Origin of the sequence: Acinetobacter sp. CIP 102136, assembly GCF_000369685.1 — a bacterium.
GTDB lineage: Bacteria > Pseudomonadota > Gammaproteobacteria > Pseudomonadales > Moraxellaceae > Acinetobacter > Acinetobacter fasciculus.
In genome coordinates this window covers 1,234,711-1,256,433 of the sequence record NZ_KB850142.1, presented here as the reverse complement: position 1 = coordinate 1,256,433, position 21,723 = coordinate 1,234,711, and the positions used below count along the sequence as shown (strand labels likewise).

The window sequence follows — 21,723 nt, the reverse complement described above, 5'->3', positions numbered from 1 at the left end:
CTTGCATCATGTAATGAATTGAGCTGATTTGATATGTTAATTTCCAAAAGAAGGTTGATTCATGCAGCTTTATATGAAGGCATTTTACTGGTCGTGATCGCTGTCCTGCTAAGTACATTGATGCATATGCCGCTTGAGGTCACCGGTGCACTCGGGATTGCTATGGCCGTGACTTCAGTACTCTGGAACATGCTGTTTAATCATTATTTTGAAAAATTTGAAGCAAAACATCGTTTGAAAAGAACCATTAAAGTGCGGATTGCCCATGCAATTGGCTTTGAAGGCGGTTTGATGCTGGCGACCATTCCGATGGTGGCTTATGCCTTGCACATGAGTCTGGCTCAGGCCTTTCTGCTGGATTTGGCTTTGACCCTTTGTATCTTGGTGTATACCTTTATTTTCCAGTGGATTTATGATCATCTAGAAGCCAGACTGGGGCAAGAGCCGGATTATCGGAAAATCTCATCATCAAATAAGCCATAAAAAATACCACACAGTTCAGACTCCCTTTTCAGAATGCGAAAGGTGAAATATTCAGCGATGAGGACTTGATCAAGTCCTCATTTTTTATGCTCGAACCCAACTGAAAATTAAGCTATAAGACATTGATTTTTTATTTTAATTTTAAAATTTATTGGGGAATTCAATGCTATTTAGACGAGCGATCTTGTCAGTGTCCATCGTGTTGCTGATGTGGGGTTGTGGGGGTGGAGGAGGTGAGAGCAGTACGCCACAGCAGACGCTGCCGGATCCAGTGACACCCCCCGGTTCGGGTGAGCAGCTGAGCAAAATTGCAGAGTTTAAGGTTCTGGAGGTAGGTTCGGAATTAACAGTAGGGAATTTCGGTCTGAACAGCTGGAATCCTACCGCCATGGTGGTAGAGGGCGATGTTCTTTATATTGCCAACAGTCAGGCAGAATCGAATATTTTACGTTATGACTTAAAACAAAAACGTGCACTCAGTGCGATTGATCCTATGAAAATTTCGGGTCTGGCCAAGAAATGGGATAGCCTGAATGATCTGGAAATCCATGCAGGGCGCCTGTATGTGGCCAATTATGGCTCGAACCGAATTGATGTTTTAGATATTAGTGGTGAACAGCCGAGCTTCATTATGGCACTTGGCACAGGTGTGTGGTGGGGCGATGCGCTTAATTATGCGTTGGTACATAGCAATGCAGTGACTGCTGACGACCGTTATGTGTATGTACCTGATATTGAAGGCCGGATCAATGTCTGGCGTCAAAGTGATGTGACTGCGCAAAACCATTTAAAGGCCCGCAAATTTGCACGGCTCAGCTTGCCGGGCTGTGCACGCAACTGTAATGCACGTATGGAGGTTATGGGCGACTATCTGTACACCAGTCTGCCCGATGGTATGACTTATGTCCATGATATCAATCAGATTCAGGAAAATGGAAATAATATTACGCCTATTTTAACAGAAACCAATTTGTCGGCAGTCATGCATCGCCATAACGATGGCTTAGTTTATGTTTCACGGAATGATGGCACTGTAGAAAGTTACCGGGAAAAATCCTTTAATCTAGACTCTATCTTACCCAATAAAAGTGAGGATACCTTCCGAGACTATATTTTAAAAGGGCAAAACCAGAGCAGCCGAATAGCTAAAGCCAGCGATCTTTATATTTATGGTCAGAATCTGCTGCATATGGCCAATCAGAAAATTTATATTCTGCCAATGCTGACCCTGCAACAGAATAAATCCACCCAGCTAAACCAAGCTATGATTTTAACCGAATCTAAAGCACGCGAGAGAAGCCGTGTCTTGCAGGATGGTGAATCATGGGAAACCTTGACCAATAGCAGCCAGCGTCATGTCTATATGGACCAGATTTTATCGGCAACACTAAATGGCAATCGCCTGCATTTGCAAAGTTACAGTGCTGTGCCTGTACGTGATTTGCAGATTCGTGCCAAGATTAAAAACTCAGAAGACTGGGTGATTCTGGCTAAGCTGGATCAGTTGACACCATTTTCGAATGCCAGCTTTGAGCTCAAGTTGACCGATCAATCCCGTTTCCCTTTGCTAGATGGCACAGGCTCAATCCAGTTGGCAGGTCTGAGTCAGACCACGCAAAACCCAAGCAATATTTTTGATCTGAAAATTAGCTCTGAGACTGATGAGCATGTCAAAAAGCTGAACCAGATTAAAGCCAAATGGAAAATTTATTTCGGAACCTATGATGAGCCAAATAAATGGTGCCGTATTACGCCGGTCTATGCCCGGGAATGGGTCATGATGATGACCAATCTGGCCTATATGCTGAGTACTCCAGAATTTGAAACCTTATGGTTTAACCATAAAGCAGTCATGGGACACGATTTTTTTGGCAATCATGGTCAGGTAGAAGGGCCGAATGGTTTCTTTCAGCCAGAAGATTATGTCCGGATCTATCGGGAAATTCTTAACCGCAATGAAATTAATCTTGGCATTACCAATATGGGTGGTGGTTTAGGTGGTGGAGCAGTATTAGGAGTAGATACTTGGTTATTCTATGGCCATTACAGATTATCTGGTTATCGAATTATTGCACATGAATTTGGTCATCATTGGGGCGGGCATAATAGTGCCTGGGCCATGTCGAATTATGGCTTTGAAGCTATGGTCGATTGGTTAAACTTCTATTTCCAGCGCCGTCCAGGCTCAATTCCTTATATGGACCCAAATGCGAATGCTTTCCACCTAACACCCGACAGCGCGCTTTGTCAGGGTGTGAACCAGAATATGGTGAAAGGTGTGGCATCGACTGCACCGTGGAACAAAGTGGATGAATATTTTAAAAATAACCCGATGCCAAATCCCTAAAACATAAAAAAAGCCCCTCATTTGAGGGGCTTTTTAATTGGATCGGTCAACAGATTATTTTTCAATAATCGCCGTTACACCTTGACCACCGGCTGCACAGATCGATACCAGTACGCGACCTGAACCTTTCTGGTTAATCAGTTTTGCTGCTGTCGCAATGATACGACCGCCAGTTGCTGCAAACGGGTGACCGGCAGCAAGTGAAGAGCCTTTTACGTTCAATTTTGCACGGTCAATTGAACCTAATGGTGCATCCAGACCTAAACGCTCTTTACAGAATTTCGGATCTTCCCAAGCTTTCAGCGTAGACAATACTTGAGATGCAAAAGCTTCATGAATTTCATAATAGTCGAAGTCTTGCAGTTTCAGACCTGCACGCTCAAGCATGCGTGGTACGGCATATGCAGGCGCCATCAACAGACCTTCTTTTTTCTCGACAAAATCAACTGCGGCAGTTTCCTGGAAAGTCAGGTAAGCTAGCACTTCATGGCCATTTGCCTTCGCCCATTCTTCAGAAGCCAATAGCACACAAGAAGCACCATCTGTTAGCGGTGTAGAGTTACCCGCTGTCATGGTACGTGCATCACCTTTACCAAAAGCAGGTTTAAGTTTTGCCAGCTTCTCAACTGAAGAATCAGCACGCAGGTTATTGTCACGTTGAAGACCCAAGAATGGTGTAATCAGGTCATCAAAGAAACCTTCTTCATACGCTGCAGCCATTTTCTGGTGTGAAGATGCAGCCAGTTCATCTTGCGCTTCACGGGAAATTCCCCATTCCAGTGTGGTAATCGCCTGATGATCACCCATAGACAGACCTGTACGCGGTTCACCATTTTTTGGTGCATCCATCAGGTCTCTCACATTGATCTTGGTCAATGCTTTCAGACGGTCTTTTGCAGTTTTCGCGATATTTAGCTCAAGTAATGCTTTACGTAAACCGTCACCAAAAGCAATCGGTGCATCAGAAGTCGTATCTACACCACCTGCAATGCCTACTTCGATTTGACCTAAAGCAATCTTGTTGGCAATAAGAAATGCCGCTTGCAAACCAGTACCACATGCCTGCTGGATGTCATAAGCAGGCGTTTCAGGTGCAAGGGCAGTATTTAGTACACATTCACGGGTCATATTGAAGTCACGGCTGTGTTTCAGTACTGCACCCGCAACCACTTCACCTAAGCGTTGACCTTGCAGATTAAAGCGTTCAACTAGGCCGTTCAGGGTTGCTGTAAACATGTCAGTATTGGATGCCGTAAAGTAAGCACCATTAGAACGTGCAAATGGAATGCGGTTACCACCGATAATCGCAACGCGGCGAACTGTATTTTGGCTCATGTTTGGTTCCTGTAGAACAGAAGTCTGTGTTGTAGAGATTAACTCTTTTTCAGATGAAGTCGTATTTTTGGCACGGGCAGGTGTGCTCCGTGTACGCGAGGTTTTAGTCGGACTTTTTTCTGTCCCAGTGGCTGTGTCAGTATTTTTAGTGCTACGCTTGGTGCGCGTTGATGGTTTTGACACAGTTTCTGTCGCAGAGTTCTCGACTGCTGGATTTTCTTGAGTTGTTTTGCTCATAAGGCTTTACCAGGCAAATAGATCGTCTTCTTGGCGCTTACATTAGCATAGAAGAGGATAGGCTGTATTGACTACAATGACATTACAGACTGCGCTCAGGTCAAGTCATCTGCCTATTATCTCAAGTATGATTGGGCGGAATCTGGCGGATCTATTGAAATATATGTGTCTGGCATCATATTGAAGTTTAAGGGTAACTTTAGATCAACCAAAAATTAATTTGTATGAGAGATAATAAACATGACTGATCAGTACCAAACTTTTGCAAAATCTCCTATTGGTAAATTTGTCATTAAAAATTTGGGTTTGCCATCCCCAACTTCTTTAGACCGTTTTGAGTCTGCTACGCCGGTGGTAAAAGGCGCAGTATTATTGGGCGCAGCACCAGCAAGTCCATTGACGGGTGCTATTGCTCAGGTTCTGGCAAATATTCATGCCAACAGCTATGCAGGTAATAATGCTGAGTTGCAACAGGCGGCTGCAGCATCTGGGCTGAATCTGGGTGCATTTAACCCGGGCGATAAAGAATCAAAATTCAAGGTCGTTATTTTTGATGCTTCAGGGATCGAAAATTCAGAACAGTTAAAATCACTTTATGATTTCTTTAACCCGATTGCGCGTCAAATCCAAAGTTCTGGCCGTGTCGTGATTGTAGGGACTACGCCTGAAACTGCTAAATCAGTCAGTCAGTCAATCGCTCAACGTGCACTGGAAGGTTTTGTAAAATCTGTTGGTAAAGAGTTTAAAAAGGGAATTGCAGCGAACCTGATCTATGTAGATGCTGGTGCAGAAGCAAACCTTGAGTCTGCTTTACGTTTTGCAGTTTCTCCACGTTCTGCCTATGTTTCTGGTCAGGTGATTCGTGTTTCACCTGCTGAAAAAGTAGACGTAGACTGGACCAAGCCATTAGCGGGTAAAACTGCGGTTGTGACAGGCGCAAGCCGTGGTATTGGTGAAGCGATTGCCCATGTATTGGCCCGTGATGGTGCACATGTCATCTGTCTGGATGTTCCACAACAGCAGGCTGACCTTGATCGTGTAGCTAGTGAGATCGGCGGTTCTACCTTGGCTATTGATATTACAGCTGCAGATGCAGGTGAGAAGATCAAGGCAGCGGCAGCAGAGCATGGCGGTCTGGACATTATTGTGCACAATGCCGGAATTACTCGTGACAAGACCTTGGCCAATATGAAGCCTGAACTGTGGGATCTGGTGATTAACATCAACCTGTCGGCAATTGAACGCGTGAATGATTATTTAATCTCCCACGATGGTCTAAATGCCAATGGCCGTATTATCTGTGTATCCTCAATTTCTGGGATTGCAGGAAACCTGGGTCAAACCAATTATGCAGCCTCTAAAGCCGGGGTGATTGGTGTAGTAAAATTCACAGCACCGACATTAAAAAATGGTATAACGATTAATGCCGTTGCACCGGGCTTTATCGAGACTCAGATGACGGCTGCGATTCCATTTGCGATCCGTGAAGCAGGCCGCCGTATGAATTCGATGAGTCAGGGCGGTCTACCTGTTGATGTTGCAGAAACGATTGCAATGTTTGCTGCTACTGCATCAACAGGTTTAAATGGCAACGTGGTACGTGTATGTGGTCAAAGTCTGTTAGGGGCTTAAAGCATCAAGTCCTTTCTTGCAGTTTAATTAAAGCTCAGGGAGAGGATTTAGGAGAGGGAGACTAGGGGCCTTTTTTTAGCCCTCTCTCTAACTCTCTCCCAAAGGGAGAGAGAACTCCACTCATATATAAATGAAAAGAATATTTTAAAGGTTCAGTATGAATACGCGCCATTTTAGTCAACTTCCAAAACCTTATTTAGCCTATCCAAAAGTGATTCAGGGCTTGATTTTTAAAAAGCCGAAAGCTGAAAAAGCTCTACCGCAAGTTGAATATGTGGTGGATTCATTCAAGGTCGATCAGAAACATCTGAAAGCCTATAATGAAGTCTGCGGTTTTAAAAATAATGGTTATATTCCAGCAATCTATCTGACGGTGCTTTCACAAAGTCTGCAAATGCACATGATGACTTCAGAAGCATTTCCATTTCCGATCTTGGGCTTGGTACATATCCGTAACCAAGTGAAGCAATACCGTAAAATCGGCGTCAATGAAACCTTGACCCTATCATGCAAATTTGGTGAATTACAGCCACATGATAAAGGCATTCAGTTTGATTTCATTACTACAGTCAAAGTGGCAGGTGAGGTCGTAGTTGAAGCATTAACCACTTATCTGTCACGTCAAAAGACCAATGCTAAAGCGGCTGCTAAACCTGCAGAAAGCCAAGCGCCAGAATACAAACTGAATAATGAATGGAGCATCTCGGAGAATACGGGTCGCCGTTATGCCATGACCTCAGGGGATTTTAACCTGATCCATATTCATGCAGTTACAGCGAAAGCCTTTGGCTTTAAACAGGCAATTGCACATGGAATGTGGAGCAAAGCCAAAGCGTTGGCAAATCTGTCATTGCCAGATGCTTATGAAGCTGATGTCTGGTTCAAGTTGCCGATGTACTTGCCATCTAAAGTTGAGTTCCTGACGGCACAGGCAGCTAATGATACAGATTTTCTGATACGAAGCAGTAAAAATCAAAAACCACACGTCACCGGCCATATCAAAGCAATTTAAATCTGAATCAAAAGCCTAAACCCGATTTAGGCTTTTTCATTTTAAGGGATCAATATTCTATGGATAGAATGATGCAGCCAATTAAAGATTATCTGTTTGCTGATCAGCATAATTATCAGGGCAATGTCGATGAGCGTTTCAGTGACCTTGCCCGTCAGTTTAGCCGTTTGCAGGATGCACGTACCGAACAGGGTGGTGCCGCACTGGTGGTATATTTTGAGGGACAAAAGGTCGTCGATATTTATACCGGTAAAAAGTCTGTCACTGAAAACTGGCAACCGGATACCATGTCGCTGTGTTATTCCACAGGTAAAGGTGTGCTGGCGACTTTGGCGCATATTCTGGTCAGTCAAGGTTATCTGGATTATGATCGACCGGTTGCAGAATACTGGTCTGAATTTGCACAAAATGGTAAAGAAAATATTACTCTGGCGCATATGCTGAGTCATCAAAGCGGATTGTTTGATATCCGTAATATCATTGATGATGCCACTGAAATGGCGGACTGGTCACAGATGCTGGACCGGATTGCGGCGGCTGAACCACGATTTCAGGTTGCTACAGATGCCGCTTATCAACCGCTGACTTTTGGCTGGCAGGTGGGTGGGGCATTAGAAAAAGCGACTGGTAAAAAACTGGGTGCACTAATGCAGGAATATCTGGTTCAACCATTACAATTAAATGGTGCTTATTTTAGCGTACCGACGAATGAGTTAGCTCGGGTGGCTTTACCCATTTCAAAGCCTAAAGTAGCCAAGTCACAAGCACAGCCTGTGAAAAAAAATATGCAAAGAAAACCCAACCTGATGGAACGAGCCTTAGTATGGAGTGGTCAGAGTCCACAGGATTTTCAGGATGCAATGATTCCCAAAGGCATGAAGAAATTTAGTTTCTTTAGTGAAAAGGGTCTAAAAGCCATTATCCCATCTGCTAATGGTGTCTTTACCGCAGAGAGTCTGGCAAAAATCTATGCCATGCTGGCCAGTCATGGTGAATGGCAAGGTCAGCAACTGATTTCGCCTGAGGTGTTCCAGCGACTGAGTCAGGTGCAGTACAAAACACGCGATCGGATCATGCCTTTACCGATGCACTGGCGCTTGGGTTATCACCGTGTTCTCACTTTAGGAAAAGCCTCTAAAGGTTTTGGTCATATGGGGTTTAATGGCTCTGGTGCCTGGTGCGATCCTGAGCGCGGTTTGAGTTTTGCCTATACGCATAATTTCCCGACAGGTTCATTAACTGGAGATTACCGTCTTTGGGGCCTGACGCAAGAAACCTTGCGCTGTGCGGATGCGGTACTGACCGGTCGCAAAGGCTGGCGCTAAATATCCCTGATTTGGGAGTTTAGCCCGTTAGCTAAATATGTTATTTTGTCGCGCAGTCCATGGCTGTGGTGTGAAGTAATGAAAAAAGTGCTGGTGATTCCTCTGGTCGCAAGCAGTGCGTTGTTCGGATGTCAGGAGCCGAATCAGCCGGCTGCAAAAACGGTGATGGAAGCCAAAGCTCAGATTCCTGCCTGGGTCGGGAGTTATAAGGGCACAACACCATGTATGGGATGCTTTTCAAGTTGTGAAGACTGTCCGGGCATGGCAGTGGCCTTAACTTTAAATGAAGATCAGACCTTTACTTTACAGCGTGAAAGTTTAAGTGGACATAATGAAATTGAAACGATGAGCGGGCAGATTCGGTTTCAGGATGAATCACAACAAAAGATTGAACTGCTGAATGTCGATACCCGAAATCTGCTCTATGTCGATCTGAAAAAGCATGTTCTGGAAATTCGTGAAGATCAAACAGGCAAACGCTACCAGATGCAAAGTGACTTTATCCTGTTTGAATCGGTCTGATTTTAAAAAAGCATCTGTTTTATATCCCTTTTTCAATGATTTTGATGAAGGGATTTTTATTCTTTATAAACCGGCATTCATTTCACTATTTTATAAAAAAACAGTATGCTTAGATCTGTAAAAAGGAGCATACATGTATCAAGTACTTGCGCGAAAATACCGTCCTCGTAATTTTAATGAATTGGTGGGGCAAAACCATGTATCACGTGCTTTAACCAGCGCGCTCGAACGTGGTCGTTTGCATCATGCCTATTTGTTTACAGGAACACGTGGTGTCGGAAAAACCACGATTGCACGTATTTTGGCGAAGTGCCTGAACTGTGAAACCGGTATTACTTCGACTCCTTGCGAGGTGTGCCCGACCTGTACTGCAGTCAATGAAGGCCGCTTTATTGATTTAATCGAAATCGATGCGGCATCCCGTACCAAGGTCGAAGATACCCGTGAGCTGCTCGACAATGTGCCTTATGCACCGACTCAAGGTCGCTTTAAGGTTTACCTGATCGATGAAGTGCACATGCTGTCCACGCATTCTTTCAATGCCTTGTTAAAGACGCTAGAAGAACCGCCAGAACATGTCAAATTCCTGTTTGCAACCACCGATCCGCAAAAACTGCCAATTACCGTAATTTCTCGCTGTCTGCAATTTACTTTGCGTCCATTGGCAGTCGATGAAATTACCGAACATCTGGGCAATATTCTTAGCAAAGAAAGCATTCAGTCTGATCAGGATGCGATCTGGCAGATTGCTGAATCTGCGCAAGGTTCTCTGCGTGATGCCTTGTCTCTGACCGATCAGGCGATTGCCTATGGTCAGGGTGCGATTCAGCATCAGGATGTCAAAGACATGCTCGGTCTGATTGACCGCACCATTATTTATGACCTGATTCTGGCGATTCACCAGAACCAGAAAGCGCATGTCAGTCAGTTATTGCTACAGTTCCGTCAGCAAGCTCTGGATGTGTCACTGGTGCTCGACCAGTTGATTTCGACGTTGCATGAACTGGCCTTATTGCAATATTTACCAGATTTAAGCCTGAAATATAGTGCCGAGATCAATCGAAAGATCATGCAATTATCCGGTCTGATTTCTGCACAAGACCTGCAACTGTATTATCAGATTGCCTGTAAGGGTCGTGCCGATTTACAGCTTGCAGTTACGCAGGAACAAGGCTTTGAGATGACGGTGCTACGCTTACTGGCTTTCCGTCCTTTACAGCCAAGCGAAATTCCAGTGATGCAGGAGACTGCATCGCAACAGGCAACAACTTATACAACACGCATACAGCAGCCCGTTCTGACACAACTTCAATCTGAATCAGTAGAAACACAATCATTGGAGGCAGAAATGGTATTTGATGATTTTTCTCTGGACGATGAGACAGATGAGGAGATTGATTTCGCATCAGCGTCTGAACCTTCTTCGGATGATTTTTTGGATGAAGACGAGCCAACCAGCATCACTGAGCCTGAATCTGTCCAGCCCGTAGTAATTCAGACCACCATTGAAGAAGTGCAGTCTAGTGATCAAATTATTTTTGATCCAAATGATGACAAAGGCTTATTTGGTTTTGATGAAATCGAGAGTACGCCAGAAGCACCTGCTACCAGCAACAGTTCGGATGATTTCCTGCTTGAAGAGTTTATTCCTGCAGATGCTGTCATCCCTACCGAGCCAGCACAAGACAGTATGCCTGCTGATGAGGAATTTAGTCTTGCTGCACCGGAATTGGAACTTTCACAGGATTCGATTGCTCAGCCTGCTCTTGAAAACACAGCTCCGGTTCAGCCAGTTGCACAGACAGCTTTGCTGGAAGATATTTCCCAAGATGTAAATACGCAGAATCTGATGCCACAGGATATTCTGAAAATACCTGAACAAACCTTAGAAGGTGAGTGGAGCGTAGAAAAATGGGAATACTGGTTCCGTAACAGCCAGCTTTCTCCAGCGGTACAGGAACTGGCGCAGTATGGCATCATGACTGGTCAGATGAATGGCGAATCTGTTTTCCATATTCCTGAACAGTACCAGCAATTGTTAACCCAGTTGCAACATCATCTGGAAGCAGCTTTGCAACAGCAATGGCCGCAAACCAATTTCCAGGTGAAATTTGAAAATGTGGACCAGTTAACGCCATATACCATGCAGCATCAGCGTAAGGCACGTGCCTTTAAACGTGCCGAAGAATTGTTACATGCTGAACCGGCAGTACGCAATCTGTTGCAGCAGTTTGACGGTGAACTGCAAAATATTCAGCTGAAATAGGCTGGATGTTAAGTCACAACAAATCGAGATAAAGCATCCCGCATTTCAACTGGAATCGGGGTGCTTTTTCGTGTCTCACGATCGACAAATACATGGACAAAATTGCCTTGCGCAGCGGCTGTATCTGAGTTGCGTTTAAAAATAGCCAGATCATAGCTGAGTGATGAGCTTCCCATGCTTTCAATGGCCACGCCCACTTCAATAATTTCCGGATAAGACAGTTCCTGATTAAACTGACAGTTGGAGCTGACTACCAAGCCAATCATCGGGGAGTATTTAGGATCAAAATCAGCTTCCTGAATCAGCAGGGCATTGGCTGCGGTATCAAAATAACTATAATAAGTCACATTGTTGACATGGCCGTACAGATCATTGTCTGCCCAACGGGTTTGAATGGGCAGGAAAAAAGTATAGTGTTCGCGCTGTTTGATGGTGGCTTTCATCACTATTCAGTCCTCAGCTAGATAAGGCTTAAGTGGAAATTGATCTAGGCATAGATCGCCTGATAAATCTGATAAGCATCCTCCACCTTGAGTTCACGTGGATTATTCTGCAACAGCCGGCTTTGTTGCATCGCATCTTCTGCCATGACCTGCAGCATATCTTCCGGAATATTCAACTGATTCAGTTTTAGGGTCAAACCGCTTTGCATCAGATGATTATTAAAATGATCAATAAACAGATCAGTCAGGCCATCATGACAACCTTTACTGTAGGGATCCAGCCAGGTCATCAATTCCGCATAGAGCTGTTTGGCCGCTGGCGCATTAAACTTTAATACTTCAGTTAGAACCAGCGCATTGCTATGCCCATGCGATAGATGAAAATGTCCACCCAGTGGATAAGCCAGCGCATGTACGGCGGCGACTGGTGCATTGGCAAAGGCTTGTCCGGCCAGCATGGAACCGACCAGCATATTTTGACGCGCATCTAAATCATATCCGTCTTGTAGCACGCGCTGCAGATTGGCATTAAGTAATCTTAAGGCCTGTTTGGCCAGCATATCCGAATAAGGGTTTTTCTTGTGTTTTGAGGTATAGGCTTCAATGGCATGCACCATGGCATCAATGCCGGTGGCGGCAGTGATCTGTGCCGGCAGATTTTGAGTAAAGGTTGCATCCAGAATGGCAACATCTGCATAGAGAATGGGCGCGACAATGCCGGTCTTGGTGGTTTCACCTGTGGTGACAATCGAAATCGGCGTCACTTCTGAACCTGTTCCAGCCGTAGTTGGTACCAGAATTAAAGCTAAACGCGGTCCGGTGGCATTATCAACGCCATACAGATCAGACAATGTCTGATGCTGTTCAGGATGCGCCAAAATTGCAATGAGTTTGGCCACATCCATCGAGCTGCCACCACCAAAGCCCAGCACCACATCAATATTTTCCTGTTTTGCAAAAGCCGCCGCTTCAAGCACCACTGTATCGGGCGGATCGGCCTGAACATCCGAGTAAATCACATACTCCAGTCCGGCAGATTCAATAATATCCAGAATCGGCAGATGTAATTGCTCCTTCAGCATACCCGGGTCAGTCACCAGTAGAAGACGGCGATAACGGCCATTTTTTAGAATTTTAAATAATTCCTGAATCGTGCCTAGTCCGGCAATGATATTGGGGACGGTTTGAAACTGAAAACGATTCATGGCGATATCCTTGATTTTTTTATTGCAAATACGAGATTATTCTATGGTTGTAAGATAGGAATAAGTATATAAATAACTTAACATAAGAATCTTTAAAATAAAGTAGCTCTGAGGTTGTTTATGTCATCCAGAACGCCATACAAGGTGTTATGTGTTTGTTTGGGAAATATTTGCCGCTCTCCCACGGCAGAAGTTGTACTCAGACATTATTGTGATGAACAGCAACTGAACATTGTGGTCGACTCTGCCGGAACCAGTAATTATCATCCCGGCAAGGCACCGGACTTGCGTAGCCAGAAGCATGCACTAAAACGTGGCTATGACCTTTCAGCACTTCGCGCACGTCAACTCATTCCACACGATTTTATTGATTATGATCTGATTCTGGCGATGGATCTGGAGAATTTATCCAATATCCAGGACATACAGCGTCTGGCAGAAACTCGGTTTGGCCATGTACGTGCACGCGTGGCATTGATGAGTGAGCATGATCAGACCTATCCGAAACAGGCCTTACCCGATCCTTATTATGGCGAAGCGGATGGCTTTGAGCGGGTGCTTGATCAGTGTGAATCCAGCAGCCAGGCCTGGATTGAGATTTTTAAACAGAATTTACACAAGGTTTAAGCGATGCAGATTCAAACCCAGGTTCAACTTAAACCTTTTAATACTTTAAATTTAGAAGCGATTGCTTCGCACTATGCTCAGATTCAATCCACCGCTGATCTGCTAACTGCACTGGATTTTGCGGAACAGCAGCAACTCAATGTGCTGATCCTGTCAGGCGGCAGTAATATGTTGTTGCCGGAGCAGATTGATGCACTGGTGCTGCATATGGATATTCAAGGCATTGAAATGCTGGATGCTGATGATCAGTCGCAACGTTTACGTGTAGGCGGCGGACAAGGCTGGCATGACTTTGTGCTCTGGACCACGGCACAAAGTTTATATGGCCTACAGAATCTAGCTTTAATTCCGGGTCGGGTCGGTGCATCGCCAGTACAGAATATTGGCGCTTATGGCGTTGAAGTCGGCGAGTTTATCGATTCCGTCGAGGTCTATGACCGTCAGCTGAAACAATTTGCCTCGATTCAGGCAGCAGACTGTCAATTTGCCTACCGGCATAGTATTTTTAAAGATGATCCCAACCGTTATGTGATTACCCATGTGACTTTTAGATTACTTAAACAGCCAGATTTGAAACTGAATTATGGTGATCTGAAGACTGCGGTTGGTGATCAGCTCACAGCAGAAAACCTGCAGCAACAGGTCATTCAGATTCGTCAGAGTAAATTGCCTGATCCGCAAGAATTTCCCAACGTGGGTAGCTTCTTTAAAAATCCAGTGGTTGATCAGGCGGTCTTTGACCAAATTGCTGTATCTTTCCCGAATTTACCCCATTACCAACAAGCCAATGCTCAAGTTAAACTAGCAGCGGGCTGGCTGATTGATCAGGCGGGCTGGAAGGGTAAACAGTTGGGGCCTGTCGGCATGTTTCACAAACAGGCATTGGTCTTGGTGAATTATGGTCAAGCCTCTCTCACCGATGTTCGTAAAACGTATCGTGGGGTACAGCAATCAGTTTGGGAAAAATTTAGTCTGATGCTGGAACCTGAACCTGTATTGTTCGATAAAAATGGCTTGATTCGTTCTCATCAGGAAGAGGAATAACATGAAAAACACCCATTGGATGGTACGTTTGCTACAAATTGTCACTGGACTATTTGTACTATGCGGCTGTCTACTGGTGTTGGTTTATACGCCTTTTTACTCAAAAATGATCGTCAAGGGCTTAAACCAGTTTGTCTCCTTAGAGCTAAATGAAGTCGCGGCCCAAAGCCAGAAAATGGCAGCATTAAGCGAGCATGAAAATCTAGAACCTGGATCTGATTTGTGGATAGCCCGTCAGGCATATTTAAAGGTCATGGAACAGGATATCCAGCAAAATAACTCGGCCAACCTGATGCTGATTCAGGCACGTTATAAAGCGCTGCAGCAAGTAATTGAAGAATATCAACGCGAACAGCAAGATCAAAAAGCAGAGCAAAGTCCACCTGCTCAGGTGCCCTTATTGTCCTCACAGGAAGATGCAGAACCAGCCGATCCGACAGCAAATGTCCGGGAATTGTTGGAGTGGGACAGTAGTAAAAACAAGGAACGTATTGAGCAATATATGGAGTTTCTGACGACGCATCCACTTGAGCAGGGTGAAGCCAGTTCGGTACAGGAAACCGATGGAGAGGAAATCCAGCAGGACTTGGCTTTACTACAAGAGCAACAGCAGGCTAAACCGGCGAATAGCTCTCAGCCTTATGCCATTGTGGTATTGGGTGGTGGCTTAACCCTAGATGACCAAGGCAAAGAGATCATCGTCAATAACTATACGCGACTACGTCTGGAAACCACGCTGGCAGTAGAGAAACATTACCAGTTACCGATTGTTCTGAGTGGGGTCGAAGCACCGTATATGCAGCGCTGGTTAAAAAATCATGGTGTCGATGCCAAATTACTGGAAGATCGCAGCATGAACACCTGTGAAAATACCCGTTTCAGTTCATTATTATTACAAAAGAAAGGTGGAGCGCCTACAGTGATTCTGATTACGGATCGTTATCATATGCCGCGTACCCGCCGTTTATTTGCGTTAAATGGCATACAAACCATTCCGGTAGAAGCGCCGATGCCAACGTCATTGACACGATGGCGTCCAAGTGCACAAAATTATGATCACAGTCGTCGTGCCAATTATGAAATGTTGGCGACCATGCGCGATATGTGGTTTGGATCCAGTGACTGTCGGGAGGTGCCATAATGTCTGATATCCCATTTTTAAATCCTACCATTCTGAAACAGCTGGATTTACCCATTCCGAGTCGGGATGTTACGCCTCAACTCTTGCCACCTTTAAACCTGAATCGTAGTGATGAACCGCCGATTGAGCTGCAGTCCTATCGCAAGCTTTATGGTTTTGATTTACTGGTTTGTAAACACTGGCAGGGCTATGTACAGATGCCTTTATTCAGGTTACATGTACAGGTGTTTGAGCCAAATCTGGAAAATACCCGCTTTGATAAGATTCAGGGAACTGCTTTTTTGCTGCATGGTTATCTGGAACATAGCGGCATTTATCAGCCCATTGTCAAAGAGCTTTTGGAACAGGGTTTTAGCGTATTGACCTATGACTTGCCGGGACATGGTCTCAGTGATGGTTCACCAGCTAGCATTCAGAATTTTGATCATTATCAGCAGGTCTTGCATGCAGTACATCGCTATGTACAGCACGCTTCACAATTACCGAAACCTTGGGTTGGCATCGGCCAGAGTACCGGTGGTGCGATCTGGATGCACCATTTACTGGAATTTGCAGAACGTCGTGAAAATCCTTTTGTCGAGCGGGTCTTGCTATTATCACCATTGATTCGTCCCGCCAAAACTGCTTGGTGGCATAATTCGGTCGGGCTTGGCATTATTAGCCGAATCAAACGTGAAGTTCCCCGGCATTTTAGACGCAATAACCATAATCCGGAGTTTCTGCGTTTTATCCGGCTTAAAGATCCATTACAACCGCGAATGATGGGCATGGACTGGATTCTGGCGATGTCACGCTGGATGCTGGAAATGGAAGCGCGTCCGGCTTGTCGTATTCCAGTCTGGCTGGCACAGGGTGCACAGGATCAGACTGTTGATTGGCGTTATAATATCGAATTTATCCGGCGTAAATTCCGGCTCCAGACTTTACTGATGCTGGAAGAAGGTTCGCATCAGTTAATCAATGAGCGTGCTGATATTCGTGCTGCACTCACGGGTTTGATTCCTGCCTTTTTACATGCACATGGCAGCAAAACTTATTATTGATAGATTGAAAATTGGATATTTAAAAAGGCATTTGAATTAAACGCCTTTTTTGATTTTAAATGCATCAAATTAAAATTTTTCTAATTGGGCCAAATTCCACATCCGGAAGTAGAAGTTCTCCTCATCTTTATTTTCACAGGACAATAATTCGCCTTCTTTCAGCCAGAAATGAATCTGCGCAAAGTTCTTTATTTCGTGATTATTCACGCGTTGTGCCAGATGATGCGCCTTAATAGCGGAAGGGTGTTTGAGACCTGCGGAAGCTATTAGTTCAGACAGGGCATGTAAGGTGTTTTTATGAAAATGAAACACCCGTTCGGCCTTGGTCGGCACATGTAAGGCTTTCTGGCGATCTTTGTCTTGGGTGGTGACTCCGACAGGGCATTGATTGGTATGACAACTTTGTGCCTGAATACAGCCCACTGCAAACATAAAACCACGGGCAGAGTTCACCCAATCCGCACCAATGGCAAGCGTGCTGGCAATATCGAATGCACTAATTATTTTACCACTTGCACCAATTTTGATCTTATCTCTCAAACCTGCACCAACAAGGGTGTTGTGTACAAACAGTAAACCTTCTCTTAAAGGCGCACCGACATAGTCAATTAATTCAATGGGTGCAGCACCGGTTCCACCTTCAGAACCATCAACCACAATAAAATCTGGGTAAATCTGAGTATGTAACATGGCTTTGACCATGCTCATAAACTGCCACGGTTGACCCAAGCACAGCTTAAATCCGACCGGTTTTCCGCTGGAAAGTTCACGTAATTTTTGTATGAAATGCATCATTTCAATCGGTGTGTTAAATGCCGGATGACTAGAAGGTGAAACACAATCATGATCACGGCTGATGCCTCGAATTTGGGCAATTTCTTCCGAAATTTTACTTTTAGGTAAAATACCGCCGTGGCCAGGTTTTGCGCCTTGCGAAAGCTTGATTTCAATCATTTTTACCTGGGGTAATTTGGCTTGTGCAGCAAAACGTTCCGGATCGAATTGTCCATCTAAAGTACGGCAGCCAAAATAACCACTGCCAATTTCCCAGACCAGATCACCGTCATATTCCAGATGGTAGGGACTGATACTGCCTTCGCCTGTATCATGGAAAAAATCACCTTTTTTAGCGCCGAGATTAAGGGCTCGTATCGCATTGGCACTCATGCTGCCAAAGCTCATGGCTGAAATATTTAAAATAGAAGCTGAAAAGGGCTGGGTACATTGCTCATTTCCAATCAGGATACGAAAAGTCTGTGGATCGGCAACTTTGCAGGGCGTGATGGAATGACTAACAAAGCGGTAATTATCTTCATAGACATTCAGAATCGAGCCGAAAGGTTTATCAGAATTTTCATTTTTCGCCCGCTGATACACCAGACTGCGCTGCATACGGGAAAAGGGCAGCGCATCGCGGTCGGCTTCAATAAAATACTGACGAATCTCGGGACGAAATTCCTCAAAGATAAAGCGGAAATGTCCCATGATGGGATAATTTTTCAGAATGGAATGCTTGTTTTGCAGTACATCATACAAACCCAGCAAACTCAGCAGAATGCTCAGGATCCACAGGGTATTCACCAACGTTTGCGGCATAAAATAATAGATATAACGCGGAGAATAACCGATATGAAATGTAGTAAAAATTACTGCAATCAGAATGCAGGCAAACCAGACCGAATGGCGGGAAAAGAAAGTATTGAGCAGCTTGTGACGTACTAATTGAGCAGGGTTAGCCATTGTAAAATTAAGTCCCTATTTCTACTTCTATTAAGGCTTTATGATGTGCAAAGCGAGGTATCTTATACAAGCAGAGAATTGTTATTCGATTTTATAAACTTGCCAGAAATACTATTAAGCCAGGCAATGAATCAGCAGCGATTACAGATAAATTTTGCGGAAAAAGTCCTATAGAAAAAATCTGCAAAAGACATGCATTCTATTTATTTCACAAGTAAGGCGGATGACTTTATAGTCGGTTTAGTCACTACATAGGAGTCTTAAACCATGACCAAAAAATCCATTCGCTTTAATGATGCTGAGCTGGCTTGCTCATGTCTCAGTCATTTTTAAATATTGATGTTTCATTCAAGCTGCATTTCGGGGTGTCAAAGAAAAGCAGATTGGCACAGCGGCAGATCACCACAACAAGAACAAAAATATAAGCATAATTCTCCAGTCCCCAATTTGGGGATTTTTTTATTCTGGAATACCTAAAAGAATCTGGATGAAGCCTGTGTAGTTAAGGGTTTTCCTCATCCAGTTGAGCGACTGCATTGGCCACAATACTCGGTTCAATATGTTTAATCTTTTTACCAAAGCTACGCAGCCACCAGACCAGTTGAGAGGTAAATGGCACGGTAGCAGTGATCAGCGACATGCCATCTTCCATTTTTTCAATTTTCTGGTCTTTACTGAGCTGGCTTTCCTCAAAGTAATGCGCATCCGACTCTGACATGCTGAGTTTAAGCGTGACATTTTCGGTGGGATGGTTGAAGTCCACCCGGAAGCCCAGTGCACCAGAATCAATATAATCATCAATATCGAAATTGACCGGATGCAAGGCACGTGAATTCAGCACGACGGCCGATTTAAAGCGGTGCAGTGCAAAGGTCTGGATATCCGATTTGTCATGACGGGTACACACCAGATAAATGATTGACCCTTTTTGTACCAATGCCAGAGGATTGAGAATATAGGTTTTTTCTTCGCTGTTATGACCACGGCCCTGATACACACATTCCAGTTGTTTGTCCTGTAACAGGCCTTCATACACCGCTTGCTGCGCGGCCTTATCTACCACAGGTGGAATCAGCGGTTGGGTGGCCGGAACAATGCGTACGCGGTTAATCCATTGCCGGACATTGTTCTGGGAAGAAAGACTGCGTCGTGCCAGGTCAAACCACGGATTCATTTCCTCGATCAGGCTCGGTGGCAGCAGATGTTTTAAATGTTCTTCGACCATCATGAAAGTGACCGCTTGCGAGCTGGTCATATGCGGCAAACTTTGCAGCGGCGCATCTGAACGCCAACGCCAGCCTTGCGGCGTGGTTTTACTGCTTTCAATTGGAAAGCGTTGCGCAATCTGATTCAGGTCACGCTGAATGGTACGTAGACTGATATCGATGCCTTCGCGATTGAGGATTTCCTCTAATTCACGTGTTCCCATCCATTTGCCGGTAGAAAGACGCGACAAAATTTGCCATTGGCGATACAGACTGTTTGAAGTTTCTTTTTCTTGTGCTGACATAATTTATTTTGCTGGCAATAAAGAAGAGGGGATTTAGGCTTAGCTTAACACAATAAAAAAACTCTCATTTTTTCGCAAGTCCCTCTGTGCAACATTTGTCCTACAATTCTAAAACAACTTGGTCGAAAATAGCATTGAGTTCATTGGGCATTTATTAGATTAATGGTAATTGAAATGCAGATGTCATGGCATGGATATTGCTTTGATTTAATTATAATAGATGATAATACGAGGGTTTGTATGCTTAAAGGAAATCAGGATACAAATGTGATTGAAACAATTGATAAATTTAGTTCCCAGAATATTGGAAAAAATTTTATAGACACTAAAACTACAGCGGTATCTACTACAACAAACCCACAACTTTTACTGCAGCAGTTATCTTCAAAGTTCTTTAATGAAATGCAGGATGAACATGTGCTGTCCAGTCAGGCAGGTCAAAGACTGGAAGAATGGTTATCTCAACATACGCTGGATGAACTCAATGCACTGAATCAGGTAGCAAAAGAACATTTTTTAAATCACGGTATTACCTTTACCGTTTATGGCGATGAAGAAGGCGTAGAACGCACTATTCCCTACGATATCATTCCGCGAGTCATAGACCGGAAACAGTGGAATATGGTGGCTTTAGGCTCGGCACAACGGGTACGGGCGCTAAATTTATTCTTACATGATATTTATCATCAACAGGACATTTTAAAAGCCAATATCATTCCTGAGTTGCAGATTTTAACTCATGAAGCCTATCAGCCGCATATGTATCAACATAGCTTGAAAGGCGGGATTTATAGCCAGATTAGCGGGATCGATGTGATCCGTGATTCCAAGGGCGAGTTTTATGTCTTAGAAGATAATCTCAGAACGCCATCTGGCGTGTCTTATATGCTGGAATGCCGCAAGATCAGTGAAAAACTGATGCCGAAAGTATTCGAGCAGTCCAAGATTGCCGGAATCGAGCAATATCCACAATTATTAAAAGAAATCCTGATCGAAAATGCTTATGTCGATAAGCCATTTGTGGTGGTACTGACCCCAGGACGTTTTAATAGTGCTTACTATGAACATTCTTTCCTTGCAAGAGAGATGGATGTGCCATTGGTAACATCACGTGACCTTTTTGTTGATGACTCGAAGGTTTATGTAAAAACCATACGTGGTCGCCAACGAGTCGATGTTATTTATAGACGGGTCGATGATGCGTTTCTTGATCCCTTATGCTTTAAACCGGATAGCACTTTGGGTGTTGCTGGCTTGATGTCGGCTTATTTGCAAAATAATGTCGTGATTGCCAATGCGCCGGGAACCGGTGTGGCAGATGACAAATCGGTTTATCCATATGTCGACAAAATGATTCGTTTTTATTTGGGCGAGCAGCCAATTCTAAAAAATGTTCCGACTTATCAATGTCGTAATTCTGAAGAATTAGACTATGTCGTGGCTCATCTGGATCAGCTGGTGGTGAAAGAAGCGCAGGGTTCGGGCGGTTATGGCATGCTCATTGGACCACAAGCGTCTAAACAGCAAATTGAAACTTTCAGGGAGAAAATTTTAGCTGCGCCGCATTTATATATTGCGCAGCCCACTTTGGACTTATCGGTTAGTCCGACTTTGACCAATTTTGGTATTGCTGAACGTCATATCGACTTACGCCCATTTGTATTAAGTTCGCCTTATCGTACTGAAATCGTACAGGGTGGCTTGACACGTGTGGCGATGCAACCCGGCTCACTGGTGGTGAATTCATCACAAGGTGGCGGTATCAAAGATACCTGGGTAGTCGACAATTTACATTCATAAGATTCCAAAGA

The 21,723-nt window shown here is 44.3% G+C and carries 16 protein-coding genes and 1 pseudogene; 12 read left to right on the top strand and 5 right to left on the bottom strand.

Annotated elements, in window-relative coordinates; genetic code table 11:
• Window positions 1–33: 33 nt before the first annotated feature.
• Window positions 34–483, top strand: a complete 450-nt coding sequence (locus F893_RS11375; RefSeq protein ID WP_005252200.1) for an AceI family chlorhexidine efflux PACE transporter — start codon at window positions 34–36, stop codon at window positions 481–483.
• 163 nt (window positions 484–646) lie between these two features.
• Window positions 647–2,830: an LVIVD repeat-containing protein gene (locus F893_RS11370; protein ID WP_005252195.1), complete on the top strand. Its 2,184-nt coding sequence runs from the start codon at window positions 647–649 to the stop codon at window positions 2,828–2,830.
• A gap of 54 nt (window positions 2,831–2,884) precedes the next feature.
• Here F893_RS11370 and F893_RS11365 read toward each other — a convergent pair whose 3' ends face one another.
• A complete protein-coding gene (locus tag F893_RS11365; RefSeq protein ID WP_005252193.1) occupies window positions 2,885–4,402 on the bottom strand; it encodes an acetyl-CoA C-acetyltransferase in 1,518 nt (505 codons plus the stop codon).
• Window positions 4,403–4,642: 240 nt separating this feature from the next.
• On the opposite strand from F893_RS11365, the gene F893_RS11360 reads away from it, so the two are divergent.
• The 5 genes from F893_RS11360 to dnaX all read left to right on the top strand — a co-directional run bounded on the left by F893_RS11360 (window position 4,643) and on the right by dnaX (window position 11,159).
• The gene (locus F893_RS11360; protein WP_005252191.1) at window positions 4,643–6,034 is read left to right on the top strand and encodes a 3-oxoacyl-ACP reductase; all 1,392 of its coding nucleotides are present in this window, start codon (window positions 4,643–4,645) and stop codon (window positions 6,032–6,034) included.
• Between the two features lie 157 nt (window positions 6,035–6,191).
• Window positions 6,192–7,046, top strand: coding sequence for a MaoC family dehydratase (locus F893_RS11355; RefSeq protein ID WP_005252189.1), 855 nt, complete (start codon window positions 6,192–6,194; stop codon window positions 7,044–7,046).
• A gap of 59 nt (window positions 7,047–7,105) precedes the next feature.
• Entirely contained in the window at window positions 7,106–8,371 is a 1,266-nt protein-coding gene (locus F893_RS11350) for a serine hydrolase domain-containing protein (protein WP_005252187.1), read from the top strand.
• A gap of 78 nt (window positions 8,372–8,449) precedes the next feature.
• Window positions 8,450–8,893, top strand: coding sequence for a copper resistance protein NlpE N-terminal domain-containing protein (locus tag F893_RS11345; protein ID WP_005252185.1), 444 nt, complete (start codon window positions 8,450–8,452; stop codon window positions 8,891–8,893).
• Between the two features lie 133 nt (window positions 8,894–9,026).
• The gene (gene dnaX, locus F893_RS11340; RefSeq protein ID WP_005252183.1) at window positions 9,027–11,159 is read left to right on the top strand and encodes a DNA polymerase III subunit gamma/tau; all 2,133 of its coding nucleotides are present in this window, start codon (window positions 9,027–9,029) and stop codon (window positions 11,157–11,159) included.
• A gap of 8 nt (window positions 11,160–11,167) precedes the next feature.
• Here the strand turns inward: dnaX and F893_RS11335 are convergent, their stop codons facing one another.
• Window positions 11,168–11,602: an acyl-CoA thioesterase gene (locus F893_RS11335; protein WP_005252181.1), complete on the bottom strand. Its 435-nt coding sequence runs from the start codon at window positions 11,600–11,602 to the stop codon at window positions 11,168–11,170.
• Between the two features lie 44 nt (window positions 11,603–11,646).
• Entirely contained in the window at window positions 11,647–12,807 is a 1,161-nt protein-coding gene (locus F893_RS11330) for an iron-containing alcohol dehydrogenase (RefSeq protein WP_005252179.1), read from the bottom strand.
• A gap of 120 nt (window positions 12,808–12,927) precedes the next feature.
• Between F893_RS11330 and F893_RS11325 the strand changes: the two genes are divergently transcribed.
• From F893_RS11325 to F893_RS11310, 4 genes are read left to right on the top strand one after another with little or no spacing between them, the layout of a single operon-like run.
• Window positions 12,928–13,434, top strand: coding sequence for a low molecular weight protein-tyrosine-phosphatase (locus F893_RS11325; RefSeq protein ID WP_005252177.1), 507 nt, complete (start codon window positions 12,928–12,930; stop codon window positions 13,432–13,434).
• Between the two features lie 3 nt (window positions 13,435–13,437).
• The gene (gene murB / locus F893_RS11320; RefSeq protein ID WP_005252175.1) at window positions 13,438–14,478 is read left to right on the top strand and encodes a UDP-N-acetylmuramate dehydrogenase; all 1,041 of its coding nucleotides are present in this window, start codon (window positions 13,438–13,440) and stop codon (window positions 14,476–14,478) included.
• A gap of 1 nt (window position 14,479) precedes the next feature.
• Window positions 14,480–15,619 (top strand): YdcF family protein, encoded by a 1,140-nt coding sequence (locus tag F893_RS11315; protein ID WP_005252173.1) that lies wholly within the window; start codon window positions 14,480–14,482, stop codon window positions 15,617–15,619.
• Window positions 15,619–16,662 (top strand): alpha/beta hydrolase, encoded by a 1,044-nt coding sequence (locus F893_RS11310; protein WP_005252171.1) that lies wholly within the window; start codon window positions 15,619–15,621, stop codon window positions 16,660–16,662. Before F893_RS11315 ends, F893_RS11310 begins: the two co-directional genes overlap by 1 nt.
• A gap of 69 nt (window positions 16,663–16,731) precedes the next feature.
• Here the strand turns inward: F893_RS11310 and F893_RS11305 are convergent, their stop codons facing one another.
• Entirely contained in the window at window positions 16,732–18,402 is a 1,671-nt protein-coding gene (locus F893_RS11305) for an FMN-binding glutamate synthase family protein (RefSeq protein ID WP_005252169.1), read from the bottom strand.
• Between the two features lie 502 nt (window positions 18,403–18,904).
• Window positions 18,905–19,912: a helix-turn-helix transcriptional regulator gene (locus F893_RS11300; protein WP_005252167.1), complete on the bottom strand. Its 1,008-nt coding sequence runs from the start codon at window positions 19,910–19,912 to the stop codon at window positions 18,905–18,907.
• Between the two features lie 354 nt (window positions 19,913–20,266).
• Here F893_RS11300 and F893_RS11295 point away from each other — a divergent pair.
• A pseudogene (locus F893_RS11295) lies at window positions 20,267–21,712 on the top strand (circularly permuted type 2 ATP-grasp protein); the annotation flags it as partial.
• Between the last annotated feature and the right edge of the window lie 11 nt (window positions 21,713–21,723).

What these genes read in the sequence shown, in the direction of transcription:
- F893_RS11375 (WP_005252200.1), top strand. Translation starts at nt 34, where the DNA reads ATGTTAATTTCCAAAAGAAGGTTGATTCATGCAGCTTTATATGAAGGC.
- F893_RS11370 (WP_005252195.1), top strand. Translation starts at nt 647, where the DNA reads ATGCTATTTAGACGAGCGATCTTGTCAGTGTCCATCGTGTTGCTGATG.
- F893_RS11365 (WP_005252193.1), bottom strand. Translation starts at nt 4,402, where the DNA reads ATGAGCAAAACAACTCAAGAAAATCCAGCAGTCGAGAACTCTGCGACA.
- F893_RS11360 (WP_005252191.1), top strand. Translation starts at nt 4,643, where the DNA reads ATGACTGATCAGTACCAAACTTTTGCAAAATCTCCTATTGGTAAATTT.
- F893_RS11355 (WP_005252189.1), top strand. Translation starts at nt 6,192, where the DNA reads ATGAATACGCGCCATTTTAGTCAACTTCCAAAACCTTATTTAGCCTAT.
- F893_RS11350 (WP_005252187.1), top strand. Translation starts at nt 7,106, where the DNA reads ATGGATAGAATGATGCAGCCAATTAAAGATTATCTGTTTGCTGATCAG.
- F893_RS11345 (WP_005252185.1), top strand. Translation starts at nt 8,450, where the DNA reads ATGAAAAAAGTGCTGGTGATTCCTCTGGTCGCAAGCAGTGCGTTGTTC.
- dnaX (WP_005252183.1), top strand. Translation starts at nt 9,027, where the DNA reads ATGTATCAAGTACTTGCGCGAAAATACCGTCCTCGTAATTTTAATGAA.
- F893_RS11335 (WP_005252181.1), bottom strand. Translation starts at nt 11,602, where the DNA reads ATGAAAGCCACCATCAAACAGCGCGAACACTATACTTTTTTCCTGCCC.
- F893_RS11330 (WP_005252179.1), bottom strand. Translation starts at nt 12,807, where the DNA reads ATGAATCGTTTTCAGTTTCAAACCGTCCCCAATATCATTGCCGGACTA.
- F893_RS11325 (WP_005252177.1), top strand. Translation starts at nt 12,928, where the DNA reads ATGTCATCCAGAACGCCATACAAGGTGTTATGTGTTTGTTTGGGAAAT.
- murB (WP_005252175.1), top strand. Translation starts at nt 13,438, where the DNA reads ATGCAGATTCAAACCCAGGTTCAACTTAAACCTTTTAATACTTTAAAT.
- F893_RS11315 (WP_005252173.1), top strand. Translation starts at nt 14,480, where the DNA reads ATGAAAAACACCCATTGGATGGTACGTTTGCTACAAATTGTCACTGGA.
- F893_RS11310 (WP_005252171.1), top strand. Translation starts at nt 15,619, where the DNA reads ATGTCTGATATCCCATTTTTAAATCCTACCATTCTGAAACAGCTGGAT.
- F893_RS11305 (WP_005252169.1), bottom strand. Translation starts at nt 18,402, where the DNA reads ATGGCTAACCCTGCTCAATTAGTACGTCACAAGCTGCTCAATACTTTC.
- F893_RS11300 (WP_005252167.1), bottom strand. Translation starts at nt 19,912, where the DNA reads ATGTCAGCACAAGAAAAAGAAACTTCAAACAGTCTGTATCGCCAATGG.